This window comes from Streptococcus sp. 27098_8_82 (assembly GCF_041431615.1).
Lineage (GTDB): Bacteria > Bacillota > Bacilli > Lactobacillales > Streptococcaceae > Streptococcus > Streptococcus sanguinis_K.
On sequence record NZ_JAPVYB010000009.1, the window covers coordinates 1 to 18,222 of the forward strand.

Annotated in this window: 16 protein-coding genes; 1 reads left to right on the forward strand and 15 read right to left on the reverse strand. The window is 42.7% G+C overall.

All coding sequences use genetic code 11. The annotated features are described in order from the left end of the window. The 8 genes from O3627_RS10420 to pcrA form a co-directional block, all read right to left on the reverse strand. Positions 1-2,294: GBS Bsp-like repeat-containing protein (locus O3627_RS10420; RefSeq protein WP_371621376.1), on the reverse strand; the 2,294-nt coding region annotated here is incomplete at its 3' end. Positions 2,295-2,359: 65 nt separating this feature from the next. After that, a complete protein-coding gene (gene tpiA, locus O3627_RS10425) occupies positions 2,360-3,118 on the reverse strand; it encodes a triose-phosphate isomerase (protein ID WP_002906859.1) in 759 nt (252 codons plus the stop codon). Between the two features lie 280 nt (positions 3,119-3,398). Continuing rightward, positions 3,399-4,253 (reverse strand): dTDP-4-dehydrorhamnose reductase, encoded by an 855-nt coding sequence (gene rfbD, locus O3627_RS10430; RefSeq protein ID WP_002906860.1) that lies wholly within the window; start codon positions 4,251-4,253, stop codon positions 3,399-3,401. A 261-nt stretch (positions 4,254-4,514) separates the two neighbouring features. Continuing rightward, complete coding sequence (locus O3627_RS10435) at positions 4,515-5,999, reverse strand: glucosyltransferase domain-containing protein (RefSeq protein WP_343091832.1); 1,485 nt, start codon at positions 5,997-5,999, stop codon at positions 4,515-4,517. Continuing rightward, the gene (locus O3627_RS10440) at positions 5,996-6,922 is read right to left on the reverse strand and encodes a glycosyltransferase family 2 protein (protein ID WP_002895909.1); all 927 of its coding nucleotides are present in this window, start codon (positions 6,920-6,922) and stop codon (positions 5,996-5,998) included. Before O3627_RS10440 ends, O3627_RS10435 begins: the two co-directional genes overlap by 4 nt. Before the next feature lie 100 nt (positions 6,923-7,022). Beyond that, on the reverse strand, positions 7,023-8,303 hold the full coding sequence (locus O3627_RS10445) for an O-acetylhomoserine aminocarboxypropyltransferase/cysteine synthase family protein (RefSeq protein WP_125356955.1): 1,281 nt from the start codon (positions 8,301-8,303) through the stop codon (positions 7,023-7,025). Positions 8,304-8,401: 98 nt separating this feature from the next. Then, positions 8,402-8,800, reverse strand: coding sequence for an NUDIX pyrophosphatase (locus tag O3627_RS10450; protein WP_125356956.1), 399 nt, complete (start codon positions 8,798-8,800; stop codon positions 8,402-8,404). After that, complete coding sequence (pcrA, locus tag O3627_RS10455; protein ID WP_125356957.1) at positions 8,797-11,085, reverse strand: DNA helicase PcrA; 2,289 nt, start codon at positions 11,083-11,085, stop codon at positions 8,797-8,799. Before pcrA ends, O3627_RS10450 begins: the two co-directional genes overlap by 4 nt. A 260-nt stretch (positions 11,086-11,345) precedes the next feature. Between pcrA and O3627_RS10460 the strand changes: the two genes are divergently transcribed. After that, the gene (locus tag O3627_RS10460) at positions 11,346-12,542 is read left to right on the forward strand and encodes a cation diffusion facilitator family transporter (RefSeq protein ID WP_125356958.1); all 1,197 of its coding nucleotides are present in this window, start codon (positions 11,346-11,348) and stop codon (positions 12,540-12,542) included. Positions 12,543-12,574: 32 nt separating this feature from the next. On the opposite strand, the gene O3627_RS10465 is transcribed toward O3627_RS10460, so the two are convergent. The 7 genes from O3627_RS10465 to O3627_RS10495 all read right to left on the reverse strand — a co-directional run bounded on the left by O3627_RS10465 (position 12,575) and on the right by O3627_RS10495 (position 18,192). Continuing rightward, entirely contained in the window at positions 12,575-13,312 is a 738-nt protein-coding gene (locus O3627_RS10465; protein WP_185756161.1) for a hydrolase, read from the reverse strand. 138 nt (positions 13,313-13,450) lie between these two features. Further along, entirely contained in the window at positions 13,451-14,008 is a 558-nt protein-coding gene (lepB, locus tag O3627_RS10470; protein WP_002897850.1) for a signal peptidase I, read from the reverse strand. A gap of 419 nt (positions 14,009-14,427) precedes the next feature. Then, entirely contained in the window at positions 14,428-15,132 is a 705-nt protein-coding gene (locus O3627_RS10475) for a CHAP domain-containing protein (RefSeq protein WP_371621377.1), read from the reverse strand. A gap of 15 nt (positions 15,133-15,147) precedes the next feature. Next, positions 15,148-15,330, reverse strand: a complete 183-nt coding sequence (locus tag O3627_RS10480) for a holin (RefSeq protein ID WP_371621378.1) — start codon at positions 15,328-15,330, stop codon at positions 15,148-15,150. A gap of 3 nt (positions 15,331-15,333) precedes the next feature. Next, a complete protein-coding gene (locus O3627_RS10485) occupies positions 15,334-15,615 on the reverse strand; it encodes a hypothetical protein (RefSeq protein WP_161543108.1) in 282 nt (93 codons plus the stop codon). A 26-nt stretch (positions 15,616-15,641) separates the two neighbouring features. Beyond that, the gene (locus O3627_RS10490; RefSeq protein WP_371621379.1) at positions 15,642-16,229 is read right to left on the reverse strand and encodes a DUF1366 domain-containing protein; all 588 of its coding nucleotides are present in this window, start codon (positions 16,227-16,229) and stop codon (positions 15,642-15,644) included. A gap of 16 nt (positions 16,230-16,245) precedes the next feature. Next, positions 16,246-18,192 carry a DUF859 family phage minor structural protein gene (locus O3627_RS10495; protein WP_371621380.1) on the reverse strand — a complete coding sequence of 649 codons (1,947 nt, stop codon included), beginning with the start codon at positions 18,190-18,192 and terminating at the stop codon, positions 16,246-16,248. Positions 18,193-18,222 lie beyond the last annotated feature (30 nt).

Consider the following 18,222-nt stretch of genomic DNA (forward strand, 5'->3'; position numbering starts at 1 on the left):
TTGTACCACTTGATATCATCTTGGCCATTGGCCTCTGACCAAGTTGGTAGGGAAACAGTCTTGAGACCGCCTGGCGATACGATATCTGAAACCACAATATCAAAATCGCCAGTTTCGCTGTTGCGATTCTGAATACTGATTTTGCCTTGAACTTTTGGTTTTTCTATAGAAATAGTCGTTTTAGTGCCACTTACACCTACCAAGCTGCCATCATTTTGCACATAGTAGAGATGAATATTGTACTCACCCTCTACATTTTTGTGATCGCTCAGACGGACACGCTTACGATAGGTGCCATCAGCTTGACGCTCAGCGTTGTACCATTTGATATCATCTTGGCCGTTAGCCTCAGACCAAGTTGGCAGGGAAACTTCCTTCAGGCCGCCCGGAGATGAAATACCTGAAACCACAATATCAAAATCGCCGGTTTCTTTATTTCGATTTTGAATACTGATGGTGCCTTTAGGTTTTCCAAGAGAAACGGTCGTTTTAGTGCCGCTTACACCAACCAAGCGGCCGTCATTTTGGACATAATAGAGATGGACGTTGTACTCGCCCTGCACATTATTGTGGTCGCTTATGCGTACTCGCTTACGATAAGTGCCGTCAGCCTGACGTTCAGCAGTATACCATTTGATATCATCTTGACCATTAGCTTCTGACCAAGTTGGCAGAGAGACAGTCTTAAGACCACCTGGGGATGAGATACCTGAAACCACAATATCGAAATCACCAGTTTCGCTGTTGCGATTCTGAATGCTGATTTTGCCCTGTGGCTTGATGACAGATACATTAGTCGTAGTACCGCCGACACCGACTAATTGACCGTCGTTGCGGACATAGTAGAGATGGACATTGTACTTTCCAACTGAATCTTTATGTCTGCTAGAATCAACAGAAACTTTATAAGTACCATTGGCCTGCTGAGTGGCTGTGTACCAGATAATATCGTCTTGACCATTAGCTTCAGACCACACCGGAACACTAACAACAGACACTCCATAAGGAGCAGAAACGTTTGAAATCACAACATCAAAGCTTCCGTTGACATTATTCTTATTCTGAATACTGATGTTACCCTTTAAAGGCTGCTTAGCAAGAGCAGACTGCTGGGTAAATCTTCCGGAATAGTCAACGCTATGGTCAAATACATGTTTGCCAGCTAAAAGCTGAGCCTGAGCTGTAAACTGCCATGCTCCAGCGCCACTGTTGTATTTGAGAGATTTAGCTCCATCAAGATTTAAATTAGAGGACGGATACTGGGCCACCCAGAAGTTGCTATAGCCAAATTGCGATGTATTAACTGGTCCCTTGCTGCGAAGATTATTTTGATCCAGCCAGCTGGCACTGGTATAATACATCAGGTTGGAATAACCCAGTCTGCGCATCTCATCCGCCCAAGCCTGGGTATGCTGGTTAATCCCATTTTGCATTTTGGGATCTTCCATGTCGTTGACCATGACTGTGTTTTTAGGCAAACCTAGTCTATTAGCAAAGGCAGCGTAATAACGAGCTTCTGCTCTCGCTTCTTCATCACTGGTATAGTGCGAGAAGGCATAGGTCGATACTTGTAAACCAGCTCCCTGAGCATTTCTCACTTGAGACTCGGCAAATGGATTAGTGTAATGGGTTCCTTCAGTCAGTTTGACAACGACACCGCCAACCCCTTGCTGGGCTAATTTACGATAGTCATCTACGCTGATATGGCCATTGTGGCTGCTGACATCTACAAAGGAAGTGCCTTTAATCTCTGCTTGGGAATTCCCGCGGGCTGCCTGAGCCTTTGACCCAGCATTATAAAATACAGTTTTTCCAGCACTACTAGCTTTTGGTGCTGATGCTACTGCAGGACTAGGCTTGGGCTCTGAGGCAGTAGCAGAATCTGAAACAGAAGAGCTTGCTTTTGCTGACTGATCAGCTGCAGTTTCATTCTGATTAGAAGCATTTGCATCTGGCTGACTTTGCCCTTCTGGCTTAGCAGAAGCTACCTGAGTTTCTACAGGAACTGATTGAGCTGCTCCTCCAGACTCAACAGCTGTTCCTGTAGCGTTCGTTGCTTCCTCCTCTTGCTTAACAGCTTGAACTGACTGTTCTGCAGTTGACACTGCTACAGTCGCCTGATTAGACGTTTGTGATGCGGCCGCATTCACTGTTTGATTCTGGGAACTAACAGACCTTTCTGTTTTTAAAACTTCTGACTCAGCGATATTATGTTCCTCGGCTTTTGCAACATTGGCAGTCGCTGCCAACAAAATAGCCGTACTCGCTAAATAAACTAATTCTTTCGATTTCAACTTTTCTCTCCAACTTTTAAAAAACTTGTCACCTTTGGGAGGACAAGTCTTTTTTCAACATTTTTTTATTTTACAAAATCAAGCAATGCCAAGAAGCTTTCAGCTTCAAGTGATGCACCACCAACAAGAGCACCGTCAACATCTGGACAAGCCATATAAGACGCAACATTTTCAGGTTTTACAGAACCACCGTACTGAACACGAACCTTGTCTGCTACTTCTTGACCAAAGTCAGCTGCTACAACGTCACGAACTGCTTTACACATCTTTTGAGCGTCATCTTGAGTTGCTGACTTACCAGTACCGATAGCCCAGATTGGCTCATAAGCGATAACCAATGATGCAACTTGCTCAGCTGTCAAGTCTTTCAAAGCAGCTGATACTTGAGCACCAACGAAATCTACTGCTTTACCAGCTTCGTAAGTTTCCAGTGATTCACCACAGCAGATGATTGGCACCAGACCATTGCGGAAGATAGCATGCGCTTTTTTGTTGATGTCTTGGTCTGTTTCATGGAAATAATCGCGACGTTCTGAGTGACCGATAACAATGTAGTCAACTCCAACTTCTGCAAGAACTTTAGGGCTGTTTTCACCAGTGAAGGCACCTGCATCTTCAAAGTAAGCGTTTTGCGCTGCAACCTTAAGATTGGTTCCTTTAGCTGCTGCCAAAACAGTTGTCAAATCAAGTGCTGGAGCAGCGATACCAGCTTCTACCAAATCTGAAGAAGGTAGCTTAGCAGCAACTGCTTCTACAAAAGCCTTTGCTTCTTCAGGATTTTTGTTCATTTTCCAGTTACCAGCAATAAATGGTTTACGTGACATATTCACACACCTCTTCTATTTTATTTATAGTAACATTGTAACACAGTTGAATGAAATAATAAAGGTTATCCACAGAATTTCATCAAATTGAAACATCTTTATTTTAAGGGGATAGGATCTGTGGAAAATTCTTCTCATTATCATTTCCCACCCGCATCTTCAAGCCAGCTCTTTCTCCACCAGAGCACGCACCTGAAACCACTTCCCCAACTAGCTAGAAGAAAAAAACAGAACCTAGTCTGAGACTAAGTTCTGTCGCTGTTATTAACTTCAAAGAAAATCACTGTTTCTTCTCTTGCTTGTAAAACTCTTTTAAGGCATCCTGCCAAGTCGGAATGATAAAGCCTGTAGCCTTGGCCTTGGTCAGGCTCATAGTTGAGTTGAAAGGCCGCTTAGCCTTGGCCGGGAACTTGCTGGAATCAACCGGCTGGACTTCCACATCTGTATCTTTGAGAATTTCCAATGCAAAGTCATACCAAGTTGTATCCTCAGCTGCATCATTAGACAGATGGTAATAACCAAATTCCTTTTGGTTTTCAGCCAGATGAGTCATAAATTCAGCCAGCGTACGAGTCCAAGTCGGACGACCATGCTGGTCATTGACTACAGTCAGAGTTTTGTGAGTCTTAGCAAGATTTTGCATGGTAAAGACAAAGTTTTTACCGTAGTTACCAAAGACCCAGGCAGTACGGATAATATAGAAACGGCTGGAATATTTCTCAACTAGCTCCTCACCCATGCGCTTGGTACGGCCATACTCTGTCTGTGGATCCGGCCGGTCATCTACTTCCCATTCCTCTCCGACAGGCTTTTGTCCGTCAAAGACATAGTCTGTTGAGATGTAGACCAAGGTCGCTCCGTGTGCTTCTGCTGCTTTTGCAACATTTTCGGTCCCGGTCACATTGATGGCATAGTCCAGCTCTTTTCCTTCGTCCTCAGCCGCATCAACTGCAGTATAAGCTGCGCAGTGATAAACCAAGCTTGGCTTGACTTCCGCAAAGACCTTGTCCACCATTTGTGCATTGGTAATATCCATTTCCGCCACATCAACAGCCACATACTCCTCATTGCGCTCATCCAAAAGATAGCGAAGCTCTGTACCTAGCTGTCCATTCGCACCTGTAATTAAAATCATTTGTCTTTCCTTTCACATCATAAACATTCAATGAGTTTATTATAACAAAAAAAGCAGAAAAAATCTGCTTGATCGAATCATACCTCTAGTCATTTTTAGAAAATAAAATCTCATACTTTTTATACTCCATATATAAATGATGCAACATTATGCAAGTGATAATCAGAAAACTTAGCATCATTTCAAATTGACAGTATAAACTTTAACAATGCATAATCATATTAAAATGAATCTTTTCTTTATTTCTCTCTTAGAAAGATTCTACTTCATGATAACAAATAATTCATTATTTTCAAGATAAATATTATATAACTTTGTTTCTTCAAGTAATGTATAATTTTCACTACTAAAATCGATATTAGCAATATCGATTAATTTGAAATCGACGTTTAAGTTCGTTATGCTATTAAATCTCAATGTCATATCCCAAGAAACATTCGTATTTGGCATAATCAAACTTTTTAACATTGGATAAACAGAAGCTGTATTGCTAAATACTGGCGAATCAGAAAGAAAGCGATTCACATTAATAACTGTTTTTTCGAGTGTAATGTACTTGTTTAGAGAGGAAGCTAGCAATATGCTCTGCGCTTTGAACATTTCATTTTGTTGTTTTAAACTGCTCACATAAGTAAAAGAGAAAGATAAGAAATAAAAAACTAATAATCCCGAGACGAAGGACTTCCCTCTACGTAGAATTTTACTCTTTTCAACGCACTCTAAGTTAACAATTAAGATAATCGCTAAAAAAATTCCGAAACCATATTCATATCTTGGTCTCATAAGATAATAAGGATTAGACAAAATCAAATAGGTTCCATAGCTAAATACACTTCCTAAACTTAGCCAAATCAGCATGTAAATAAAGTTTAAAAGGAATTTAGTTCTGGATAAGCGAATCACACTGATAGTTAAGAGAAATATAGCAATTATTGTTAATAAAACCCAGATAGTTGAACTTTGAAAAAATATATTGTTCAAATATCCTGTAGCATTCACCCCAATTATTTTAATCATCTCTAATCCCTTTGGAATATCAGCTTGATCAGCAAAAATCGGTGGCTTTATAAAAATTTGTATACGATATAAAAGCAAACCAATTACATATGACAACATTGAGATGAAAATTTTAGGAATTTTTTCTTTAAAATAACTTCCTTGCAATAATTCTAAAAATACTAGCGTCATGGTTACAATAATGTACACTCCTGAAGAAGCTTGGTATGAATTGCACATTAAGAATATACCAACAACTGACATAACTCCAAATATTTTTTTATTATCCCAGAAAATAAATGGAATGATGGAAACTAATATACTTAAAGTCATAAAAGGATTGTCAAACCTAAAACTTAATGGCTCTAAAAACCACGGATTAATCCCTATAATAGTTGAAACAGATGCTGTTATAAAAGAAATCTTTTTATTGGGATATAAGACAAACAATAAAATTAAGCTCGCTAAAGTTAAAAAACAAGCGGACAGAATATTTGAAGTCAAGCCTAGTTCTGTCAAATGATCCCCACCTTGTATTAATCGAGCGGAATACTCACTTAAATACCTTGAATAATGTTCAGAGAATTTTGAATAGCCTTGTAATTGTCTTCCAATATCATCAATATAGGGATACTCAGCTAAACCGATATTAATATTGACTACTGAATAAATAATAAAAATAACTAGGGCAGACGATTTATTTAAAAGAAGATAGTTTTTAAAATCAGAAAAACGTTTCCGGAAAATCATTTACTTTTCTCCTTAATCACATAAATCGGCCGATGCTTGGTTTCCATAAAGATTTTACCAATGTATTTACCCAGTATGCCGATGGTCAGCAGCTGGAAGCCGCCGATAAGGAGAATGACAGTCATAAGAGACGGCCAACCCGATGTCGGATCACCAAAAACCAAGGTACGAATAATAATCACTGCCATCAGGATGAAGGCTAAAATCCAAGACAGGATACCTCCTAAAAAGGCGATGTTGAGCGGCGCATCAGAGAAATTGACGATGCCTTCCAAAGAGTAGTTGAAAAGAGACCAGAAATTCCAAGAGGTCTTACCAGCCACTCGTTCAACATTTTTGTATTCCAAATACTCGGTATTGAAGCCAACCCAGGCAAAAATCCCCTTGGAGAAGCGATTGTACTCTGAAACTTCCAGAATAGCTTCTACCATCTGGCGGCGCATCAGGCGGAAGTCCCGCGCACCATCTACCATCTCTACCTGACTAATCTTGTTAATCAGCTTATAGAACAGATTGGCAAAAAAGCTCCGGATAGGTGGCTCTCCCTCGCGAGTAGTCCGACGAGTCCCCACGCAGTCCAGCTCAGGATTCGAGTCCAGCATGGCCTTCATCTCAATCAGGAGCTCAGGCGGATCCTGCAAATCTACATCCATGACCGTCACAAATTCCCCTCTCGCCTCTTGCAAACCAGCATAGAGGGCTGCTTCTTTTCCGAAATTGCGAGAAAAGGACAGATAGTGCACGTCTGGACAGCGACTGCTGAGCTCACGCAAAACAGCCAAGGTCCGGTCTGTCGATCCGTCATTGACAAAAATATATTCAAACTGGTCACGGATTTGGTATTTGACCGCTTCCATAGCTTCATGAAACAGAGGAATAGACTCTTCTTCATTGAAACACGGAACAATCACCGAAATTGTCATTTTAATCTCCTACTATTTTATATATTTCATCCTATTATAACAAAAAACTAGGCGAAAACCTAGTTTTATTCTCATTTTCACAGTCTAGAGGCCTTGAAAATTAGATAGATTCCAAGGCGATTCTCAAATCCTCTATCAAGTCATCCACATTTTCCAAGCCGATAGAGAGACGAATTTGATTTGGTGTAATGCCTGCTGCCAGCTGATCTTCTGGCGACATCTGACCGTGAGTTGTCGTAGCTGGATGGACAACCAAGGACTTAGCATCGGCTACATTGGCCAAGTCAGAGAAAATCTCCAGGCTGTCAATAACATTACGAGCTTCTTTCTCCCCACCTTTGACATTAAAAGTGAAAATTGAGCCCACGCCTTTAGGGAAATATTTTTCTGCCAAAGCATGATATGGACTGTCAGCAAGCTTGGGATAATTGACCTGCTCGACCTTAGGATGTCCTGCTAGGAAATCTACAATCTTTTCTGCATTGGACACATGGCGCTCTACACGCAAAGAGAGAGTTTCCAACCCCTGCAGGAAGAGAAAGGCATTGAAGGGAGACATGGCTGCGCCCGTATCGCGCAAGAGCTGAGTCCGGACTGCAGTGACAAAAGCTGCTGCTCCGACATCACGTGTATAACTGATATCATGATAGCTCGGGTCCGGATCAACAAACTGCGGAAACTTGCCAGAAGCTTCCCAGTCGAAACGACCGCTGTCCACAATTACGCCACCGATGCTGGTTCCATGACCGCCGATAAACTTGGTCGCAGAATGCACCGCAATGTCCACACCATGAGAAAAGACATTGATCAGATAAGGCGTAGCAAAGGTATTATCGGAAATCAACGGAATCTTGTGAGCATGAACCAGCTCTGCCAAAGCGTCAAAGTCAGGAATATTAATCAAAGGATTGCCCAAGCTTTCAATCAGAACCAGCTTGGTATTGTCCTGAATGGCTGCTTCTACTTCAGCCAGATTTTCAATATCAACAAAAGTCGTGGTAATGCCATAGCGAGGCAGGGTTTCCTTGAGCAGATTAAAGGTGCCGCCGTAGATGGTAGAGGCTGCCACTACATGGTCGCCAGCATGGGCCAAGGCTAGAATGGTGTAGGTAACAGCTGCCATACCAGAAGCTGTCGCTAGTGCTCCAACCCCACCTTCCAAAGCCGCAATCCGCTCCTCAAAAGCAGACAGGGTCGGATTGGTAATCCGAGTGTAGATATTGCCCGGCTTGCGCAGGGCAAAGAGATCTTCTCCTTCCTGAGTATCGTCAAACACATAGGAAGTTGTCTGATAAATAGGCAGAGCCCGCGACTTAGTTGTCGGGTCCACTGTTTGTCCGGCATGAAGCTGCAGAGTTTCAAATTTAAATTCACGTGTCATAAGGTCACCTCACTATAGTTATGTGATAAGTCTACCACTAAACGCCCCACTTGACTAATAGAATTTCCTTATCAAAAGAAATAAAGAGAAGCTATATCTTATAGCTTCTCTTTTATAATCTCAAAAGTCGCTTGATTGCTGGGCCAGTACAACTGCGACGAAACTTTGTCTAAAGCTACCCACTGAGCTCCCACATGCTCATCTGAAATCTGGATTTCCTTCTGTTCTGTCAGAACTAGAAAGAGATTTTTGTGAATGGTCAGATGTTCATCAATCTTTACTGTGAAATTTCCAAGACCTGTCAGACTTGAACAAGCTAAGACCAAGCCGGTCTCTTCTTTTATTTCACGAAGGCAGGCCTCTTCTGGGCTCTCACCACTCTCAATCCCACCAGTAATGGGCTGCCAAAAGGAAACTTTCTCAGCTTCCACTTTCAATAGCAAGATTTCTCCATCCTCTGGATGATAGATCCAGGCTTCAATTGACTGCCTCATCATGATTTTTTCTCAATCGGTGCTATGCTGGCCAGCACTTTCTTCAGACCGACTTCTGGGAAATTAATCTTAAGCTCTTGACTGTTTCCGCTGCCAGAGACTGCCAGAACTGTCCCATCTCCCCATTTCTTATGGTGGGCAATATCCCCGATAGCCCAAGCAACTTCTGGCTTAGATGGCTGGCTCTGACTGCTCTTTCCAAAAGGCAGACTGCCTGTAGAAATCGAGCTTGGTGCTGCCTGACGCTTCCGTTCTTGCAGGGCCTGGGCCAGACTCATGCCTTGACCGAATTGACTGGTATCACTATTGGTATAACTAACCTTAAAGGAGCTATTTGACGGTCGAGCCAGTCCCTGATAGTCTAGCAAGTCTGAGCTGATTTCTCTCAAAAAGCGTGTAGGATGATTATAGTTGGTTTTACCATAAAGCATACGGGAATTAGCATTGGTCAGATAGAGAATCTTCTCTGCTCGGGTGATGCCAACGTAAGCTAGACGCCGTTCCTCTTCCAACTCATCCTCATCTTCAGACGCCCGACTTAGAGGGAAGACATTTTCCTCCATACCAACCAGAAAGACGACCGGAAATTCCAATCCCTTGGCCGCGTGGAGGGTCATCAGAGTCACTTCGGAACTCTCCGTATCTCCGTCATCTGTGTCTGCAATCAAGGCTAAGTCATTGAGAAAACGGCTGAGCTTATCAAGACCAGATTCATCAGCAGGATTATCTGGACTTTCATCAAAGTTCTTGGTTACAGACAGGAATTCTTCGATATTTTCAATCCGAGCCTGGCTTTCCAAAGTTGCTTGCGCGGCTAAGACCGCAGCATATCCTGTCTTTTCCAATACAGCCTCTACCAGCTCCGTCACTGTATAGTCGTCCAAGCACTCCCGCAAATCCAGAAGTATATTGGCAAATTCATAGACCGCCTGAGCCGCCTTGCCCTTGACTGGCGACAGCAGGATATTGGCCGACGCATCCAGTAAAGACATTTCCTGACTGGACGCAAAATCTCGAATTTTCTCCACCGTTCCTGGTCCAACACCACGCTTAGGCTCATTGACCACGCGCTCATAGCTGATATTGTCGCTAGGATTGGCGATGAGATTGAGATAAGAAATAACATCGCGGATTTCCTTACGGCTGTAGAACTTGGTTCCACCGACCATGGTATAGGGAATATTGGACTTGAGCAGGGCTTCTTCCACCGTCCGTGACTGGGCATTGGTCCGGTAAAGAACTGCAAAATCCTTATGACTGTAACCTTCTCGGCTCAGCTGATCAATAGTTCGGGCGACAAAGAGAGCTTCGTCCTGCTCGTCATTAGCCCGATAGTAGACAATTTCCTCACCGTCTTCATTTTGAGTCCAGAGATTTTTGGGACGGCGGTTGCGGTTGTTTCGGATGACTTCATTAGCAGCTTGAAGGATGGTCTTAGTAGAGCGATAATTTTCCTCAAGCAGGACTACCTTAGCTTCTGGATAATCCTTTTCAAAGTCCAGGATATTCTGCATATCGGCTCCCCGCCAGCCATAGATAGACTGGTCAGCATCTCCGACTACGCAAATATTCTTAAAGCGGGAAGCCAAGAGCTTGACCAGCTGATACTGAGCATGGTTGGTATCCTGGTACTCATCCACATGGATATACTGGTAACGTTGCTGGTAGTAGGTCAGAACATCAGGATTTTGATCAAAAAGCCGCAGGGTCAGCATAATCAAATCGTCAAAGTCCATAGCCTCAGACTGGCGCAATTCCTTTTGATAGGCTGTGTAGCACTTGGCCACAATTTCTGTATACATATCATCAGCTAGATTTGCATAGGCCACCTCATCAATCAGGTCGTTCTTAGCATTGGAAATAGACCCAAGAATGGCGCGCTCATTCCACTTTTTAGGATCCAGATTGAGATTTTTGAGAATCCGTTTCATCAGAGTCCGCTGCTCACCTGGATCAACGATAGTAAAGTTGCGGTTGTAGCCAATATGATCTGCTTCTCGCCGCAGAATGCGTACACACATGGAGTGGAAGGTAGCGATTAAGCAATCTTGAGCTTCCGTTTTAAGTTTTTCAGCCCGTTCTCTCATCTCCCGCGCCGCCTTATTGGTAAAGGTAATGGCAAGGATATTCCAAGGATTGACCATCTTCTCATCAATCAAATAGGCAATGCGGTGGGTCAGGACACGGGTCTTACCCGATCCAGCTCCCGCCATAATCAGCAAAGGCCCTTCTGTTGTCTGAACCGCCTCAGCCTGACGGTCATTCATACCGTTTAATAAAGGATGCATTTTTCTTCCTCTTTCAAAGTCAATGCTACTATTATAACAAAAATCCTGATGAAGCTAAACCAGAAAGAAGAGGAATTTCTGATTTTAGGTTAGATTTTCGACAAAGTCATTTAAGGCACCCCAAGCCCAACTCAAATTGAAAATCAATCCTATTTTTGCTATAATATGCCCATATGAGACTTAGAGCATCTGTCCATAAATGACATTTTTTCGCAAGTCTCTTTTCCATTCTGCTGTCCCACTCAGAAAGAAAGGCTGTCATGAAAAATCCTAGTAACAATCTGAAACTAGCGGAGAGAGGAGCCATCCTGTCCATCGCTACCTATCTGATTCTCTCCTCGGTCAAGATTATCGCAGGCTCGACCCTCCAGTCCTCCAGTCTGACGGCCGACGGCTTTAACAACGTCTCTGATATCGTGGCTAATATCGCCGTTTTAATTGGCCTGCGTATGGCTAGAAAACCAGCCGACCGTGACCATCGCTTCGGCCATTGGAAGATAGAAGATTTGGCCAGTCTCATCACATCTTTTATCATGTTTTTCGTTGGATTTGATGTCCTGATTGAGACCATTCAGAAAATCATCTCCAACCAAGAGACTAAGATTGACCCAGTTGGTGCCGTGGTCGGAATCATCTCGGCAATCATTATGTTAGGTGTTTATTTTTACAATAAAACACTGGCTAAAAAAGCTCACTCCAAGGCTCTGGATGCCGCAGCCAAGGATAACCTATCAGACGCTGTCACTTCTATCGGCACTTCAGTTGCTATCATTGCCAGCGCCTTTAATTTCCCAATCGTTGATAAGCTAGCAGCCATTATCATTACCTTCTTCATTCTCAAGACGGCCTATGATATCTTTATGGAATCTTCCTTCAGCCTGTCCGACGGATTTGATGAAAGCCTGCTCCAAGACTATAAGCAAGCTATCCTGGAAATTCCTAAAATCACTCAGGTCAAGTCACAGCGCGGCCGGACCTATGGCAGTAATATCTATCTAGATATTATCTTGGAAATGAATCCAGATTTATCTGTTTTTGAAAGCCATGAGATTGCGGACCAAGTTGAGGATATGCTTATGGAGCGCTTCGGAGTCTTTGACATTGATATTCATATTGAGCCCGCTCCCATTCCCGAGGATGAGACGCTGGACAATCTTTACCCAAACCTGCTCATGCGTGAACAGCTCGTGGAGCAAGGCAGCCAACTGGATACACTTCTGTCCGCCGAATTTCTCTACATTTCCCAAGATGGCCGACAGCTGAACAAGGCTGAATTTCTGGCAGAAAGAGCCTCAAAAACACCTATCAAAAACTTTGAACTGCTCTCTGTCAGCCAGAAAACCAAGCTCATCCGCTATGAAATGGACGGTGTTATCCATACCAGCCTCTGGCGCCGCCACGAAGTATGGCAAAATATCTTTCACCAAGAGACACGAAAAAACCAGTCTGATGATTAAGTCAGTCTGGCTTTTTCATTGCAACACATCCTTCATTTCCCTGTATAATAAATAACAGTAATACTATCTAGACTTTGCAAATTTGTTGGTTTCTCTTTAGCTTTCAGGCCGTCTTTTTCAGGATTGTCAGACAAATAATAGTTGTCATAGCTATCATCTAGGTCGGTATAAATCTTTATCTTATCATTAACAAGTAAAGCAGCATATCTTGCCTGTCCAAAAGGCTTTCTTGAAATCTTTGTAAATTCAATTTTTTCAACATTTTCATAGTGATTCAGTAAAAATAAAGCCAGCCCCTCTTCCTGGTTGCGTACCTTTACTTTTTCCTCAGTCGTCAGCCAAGCATTTTCTCCAGAGTAAATAACATCTGTCTCACCCGTATCTTTAAAATTTGTGACCTTCTCTTTCTTTTTCAGACGAAAAGTCAATTCTGTCGAATCAGTGTGAGAACTATCATTTATATTATAGTTTTTATCTTTTGAGTCCAAAGAAACATGTGGGATATAACTGGTGTCATTTACAATCACACTAACAGAACCTGCTTCCCAGAACTTTCCCTTGGAAAATTCATCAAATTCAATTTTTTGAACATCTTCATAATGATTAATGATATAAAGTGCGATCTTTTCCTCTTTCTTATGAAGCTCACTCATTTCTGTATCTGACATCCATATTTTTTCACCATCTCTATTTACTATGCTGCTACATGCAGTCAGAAAAATCAGTGCAAGTATAGCCAAAAATAATAATTTTTTCTTTCTTGACTTCAAGAGCAGTCTCCTTTATCGGTCTTTTGATATTAGTATACCACATTAAGACAAGTATCTTTATGTTTACTTGTAACTTTAAAGTTGATTTTCAAAGAAAAAACCAAGGCTTGCCCTGCCTTGGTTGAAAATAGACTTCAATTATTTATTCTTAATAAAACCAAATTCATTAAGCGGTGAGAGTCGGAACTCCACCACTCCCTTGATTTGACTGGCTTTGATGAGCCCAAATTCTCGGCTGTCCTTCGTATTTTCCCGTCGGTCATTAATAATCAGATAAGAATCTTTAGTAATTTTATCAGACTTTGAATCTTTTAAATCCATAATAGAGAAATCATGAGTATAGTAACCCGAACTTCCTGCTGAAGCCAGATATTTCTCGCGCATTTTCTCGATATATTCTTCCGACATGACCTGACCGTTCAGGTAAAGGAGGTCATCCATATAGGTTACCTGATCTTTTTCCTGGGCAATGACCCGGCCGACATAGTCTTTGCCGTCCACTTCATAGAGAACAAAGTCTCCACGCTTGATGTCTTGCTTTTTCGTCGCCAAGACCAAGTCATTCTTTGCCAAATAGGAATTACTGTCCTGCTCAGTCACCCGATAAGGCGTATAAATAAAAACTCTCAGCCCTATAATGATAGCTGCCAGTACTGAAAAAATAATGATATTTCTTAATAAATCTCTCTTTAACATTCGTCTCCCCCATCTCTTTTATACCATTATATCATTTTTAGACAAAATAGACAAAGGTACAATTTTATTTCAAAAATCAATTCTCAAACTTGTTCTTCTCTCAAGTAAGATAAGTGGTATCACATAGACAAGAAAAAAACCGGTGATTTTCCAATCAACGGTTCTTTTTTGTTGTCTTAGATTAACGTACTGTACGGATGTGTCCCGCTATTCGCCTAAAAAGATAGAATAGCGTTAAAACGCATTAAATAAGCATATAAAGAGATGAAACTATCTATGTTTTTTGCTATAAAAATACAAAAGTTTTAAACTTATGCCCCCTTTTTGCCCCTCGAAGCAAACAAAAAAGCCCCGACCAATCGGCCGAGGCAGTGTATTATTTAAAAGTGTCTTATAAAGGAGCGAACTCCTTTCTGTTATTATCCGTGAGCTTTCGAAAAGCGAAGGAAGTCATCATCTCCCAGCTCGACGATAGCAAAACCTAACCTATCTTTCAGGCTGTTTACTGACTTGATGTCGGACAATCCAACATATTTCCCGCCTACGAAAACTCCGTATCCATATTTTTTGCTAGTTACGATAAATTCTTTCATTAGTTTTAAATCCTCCAAGTTTTTGATTACAATATCTGCTTTTGGTGCATCAAATGGCAGCTCAAACCAGCCGAGCATTTGCTGCGCCGGTGCTTGCCAATTAACATAGCTAAATGTGCCGTCGCTAGATAGATCGCGAATAACCTTGCGTGTCCAACCGCCGTTATACAGAGCATCGGCATTACTGTCGATGTTCTGCTCAATCGTTGTTACCGTGCCATCTGGATTGTGTGCGACCACGAATCCAATATGTCCGAACTCATGATAAGGCAAGCAATTCGACACAAACACCGCCCCTACAGGCGGGTTATTAGAGCCGTTAAAGTATGTCACTTTAAGACCTAGATTTGCAGCACGGTCTAAGCAATCTATTGCATTGACATAGCTAAAGTCTAGGTTATATAGTCCTTCGTATTGAAGTATTCGATCAATCGCAGCAACACATTGTCCTCCAAAAGGGTTGGTTGGTACGGTTAGCCGCTGATTGACTACACTTTCTAGCTTGTCAAGTAGTTGTTTTTGAGTCGTCAAAAGACCACCCCCTTATTAGTCTTCTTTGAGTTCAGACAAGTTCATCAAGATACATGTCAGACCTGCAAGTCCGACTGTTGATGCAACTACTACCCAGTTGACTTCTGTCAGCAGGGCAGACGAGCCAATGACACCAAGCGCTGCTTGAGCCATAGTCTTGATTACTTTGATAGCGAGTTTTTTAGTGTATGTGTTCATGATTTAACTTCCTTTCTTTTCGATCATGATTTTGAGTTCTTTGACATCTTCTGTCAAATTCTTGATTTGCTCTGTCATAGCGACGAGAGCTTGGTTCTGCTTGTCGTGGTCGTCCAAGCGACGAGTATGGTCTTTCGTCTGCTGCTCCAAAAAGCCTAATCGCAATTCCAATGAGTTGATTTTGGTTGCTTGCTCAATGCTTTTCGCACGCAGAACATTATAAAAACCGTAGACTGTTATGATAAATCCGCCCACGGTCATTAAAAGCTGGTACTCTGGTTTCAAATAATAATCACCCCCTTTCTAATTGCCTAATTGCTGATATTTGGCAGCACGATAGTCCATGCACCAGATTTGAGCATATCTTCTGCTGATTGGCCAGTGTAGTTGTAACCAGTCATGCCAGTGTATTTAACAATCGTCCGATTGCCTTTCTGCCACTTGGGATTGGTCGAGTAAGGATAATCAATAGTGACGAATGTAGGTCCTGTATACCGCTTGCCGTTGACTGGTGCGTCAATCTTCTGCGCCAAAGCTGTGTAGCTGTTGATGTCAAGGCCACCAGAAATCCCAAGAGCGATATAAGTGACAAGCTCGAGCACTTCTTTCATCTCTGCACGCTGCAGAGTAGCTTCTTGCTCTTTCTTGTCTGCTTCCTGGAATTTCTTCTTGATTTCCTCGTCCTGCTCTTTCTTGGCCCGGTCTGGGAAATTCTCTTGATAGACGACCTCCAAGGCTTTCTTTTCCAGTTCTTCGACTGGTAGGTCAATCGCTTCTTTCGGAAGCAATACCGGATAGAAAGCGCCCTCCGCATTCGTCAGAATAACATGAGTGCCCTCAACTTCGTTGTTGGATGAAGAGTAAATCCAACTCTTGCGATTAAATTGTAATTTAGACATATATTCCTTTCTTTGATTAAATAGACCAGTTAATCTGCGTGCCTATGTATTTATCGTTAGTCCCAAGCAAGGTCATAACTCCGTCAGGATTGACTTGCAAATGCCTGTCGTTACTTGATCCGTTTTCGAAAACCGGCACATTTAACATGGCAGCGTTACCTCTAATTGGGCTTAGTTCGTTTGGTATACGTCCAAGATTAACATTACCTGTAACATCTCTTATCTCAATCCTAAGCGACACGATATCCCCCTGCCGTTTGTAGTGCACACCGTTGACGCCTGTAGACGTCCATTCTATGCGCTTGAGGTTAGCGTGGTCACTCCTTGCATTGGTTGACCATGCGCTCCATTTCCCAGCAAGTAGGACACGCTTAGCTGGCTCTGCTGTTGCGATGGACGGAAAGAACATCTGGAAGCACTCGTTGTTACTATTGAGCACTAGCAGCCAGCCATATTGACGAGCTGGATTGTTGTTTTCCGTTCCGTTTTTAAAATAGACACCAGTCGTCCGTTCCTGGTCGAAGTCTTTTCCGTAGGCATAGATGGCAGTGCCGTTCTTCTGCGTCAACTGGTGCATTTGAATGAGTTTGTCATTCGCATAGATGTCGCCTTTTACATCAAGCGCCCCACGCTCCCATATTTTATTAATGCCAACGCCAAAACGGCTGTAAGAAATGACTGCGCCATCTGTCGTAATGACTGCGACAAATTCTGCGCTTGTGACTTTATCCTCAAGTCTGCCAACAACCTCCCAAGTCTTATCAGCCGGATACTGACCGGATAGGTTTGCTGGGCTGTTGGCAAGCTCTGATATGCTCGTCCAAGACCCAGCAGCAGGACCGGTGTCCGATGTGTAACTACTGTCCGAAAGGGGCTTGACCTTAAATGTCAGCGTCATCTTGTTCTTCTGCGAGCCATTTACAATTAGAGGAGCGACTTTGGCCGTCCGTGTAATGGTCAGCGTTCCGCCGTTCAGACCAGTTCTGGCCACATCAAATTTTAGGATTGGCGGGAAGTAGTCAAGAATAGTTACTGTCCGCTCTATAGCATTACTAGTACGCCCTCGACTGTCTGTAACTCTCGCTCTGATTACTACTTGGCCATCATAGTTCATCAGCCCAAGGCCACCGCCGTTGGTTGTCGTGGATTGATTTTTGCCGACAATCTCCGCATAATAGCCTGTAATCGTCGAGCCGTAAACCCCAGAAGCTGCGCCAAAATTGACTCTAATATCAGATAAAATCTTGATAAAGTGCTCGCCGCCAGAAACGATATTAGCCGCTATTGCATTGCCGTCTGTGAGGGTGAAACCTGTCAAAGTCGGCTTGACACTATCAGGAATTGAAAGATTAAGTCTTTTAACATCACGCCCAATCTCTCTGCTCCCGTCATAAGTGATAATCGTGACTTGTCCGCTACCGCTAGATGTGTTTGGGAATTCTTCGCATAATGCCATTTCTGGAGTCCATACATAGCTAGTTGCTATGTCGTCGCCAGCGATTTTCTTGTCATAACTTCCATACCTAACCCAAATAGAATGAGTAAATCTCTCATGCTTGCGATTAATGTTAATCGTCACCGGTTGACCTATGACAGCCGTCACGTCATTCCCAGAGCTTGCTCGAGGTATAGATGGTAATTTGACTGTCTGGATAACTCTGGCGATGCCATAATTACCAACGTTTATGTCTAATCCTACATCAAGACTGAACCCTTTAGAGCCGTCTTCCGAGTGGTCGATGCGGTAGTCTTTTGATAATAAGCTCTTATCTTGATTGCCACCGATACCAGCATCAACGTTGACTGTGTCAATAGCAAGCCCATTAACTCTGACTGTGATAGGTTTTGAATATGACGGTATGAAAACATAAGCATTAGAGATTAAATGCACTGATACATTGACCATCGTGTAGTTGCCAGCTATATCTTGCCGCCTTACGCCCCAAGTCACGTCTAGTTGCAAATTATGCCCCCAGCCGCCGCTGAAATTAGC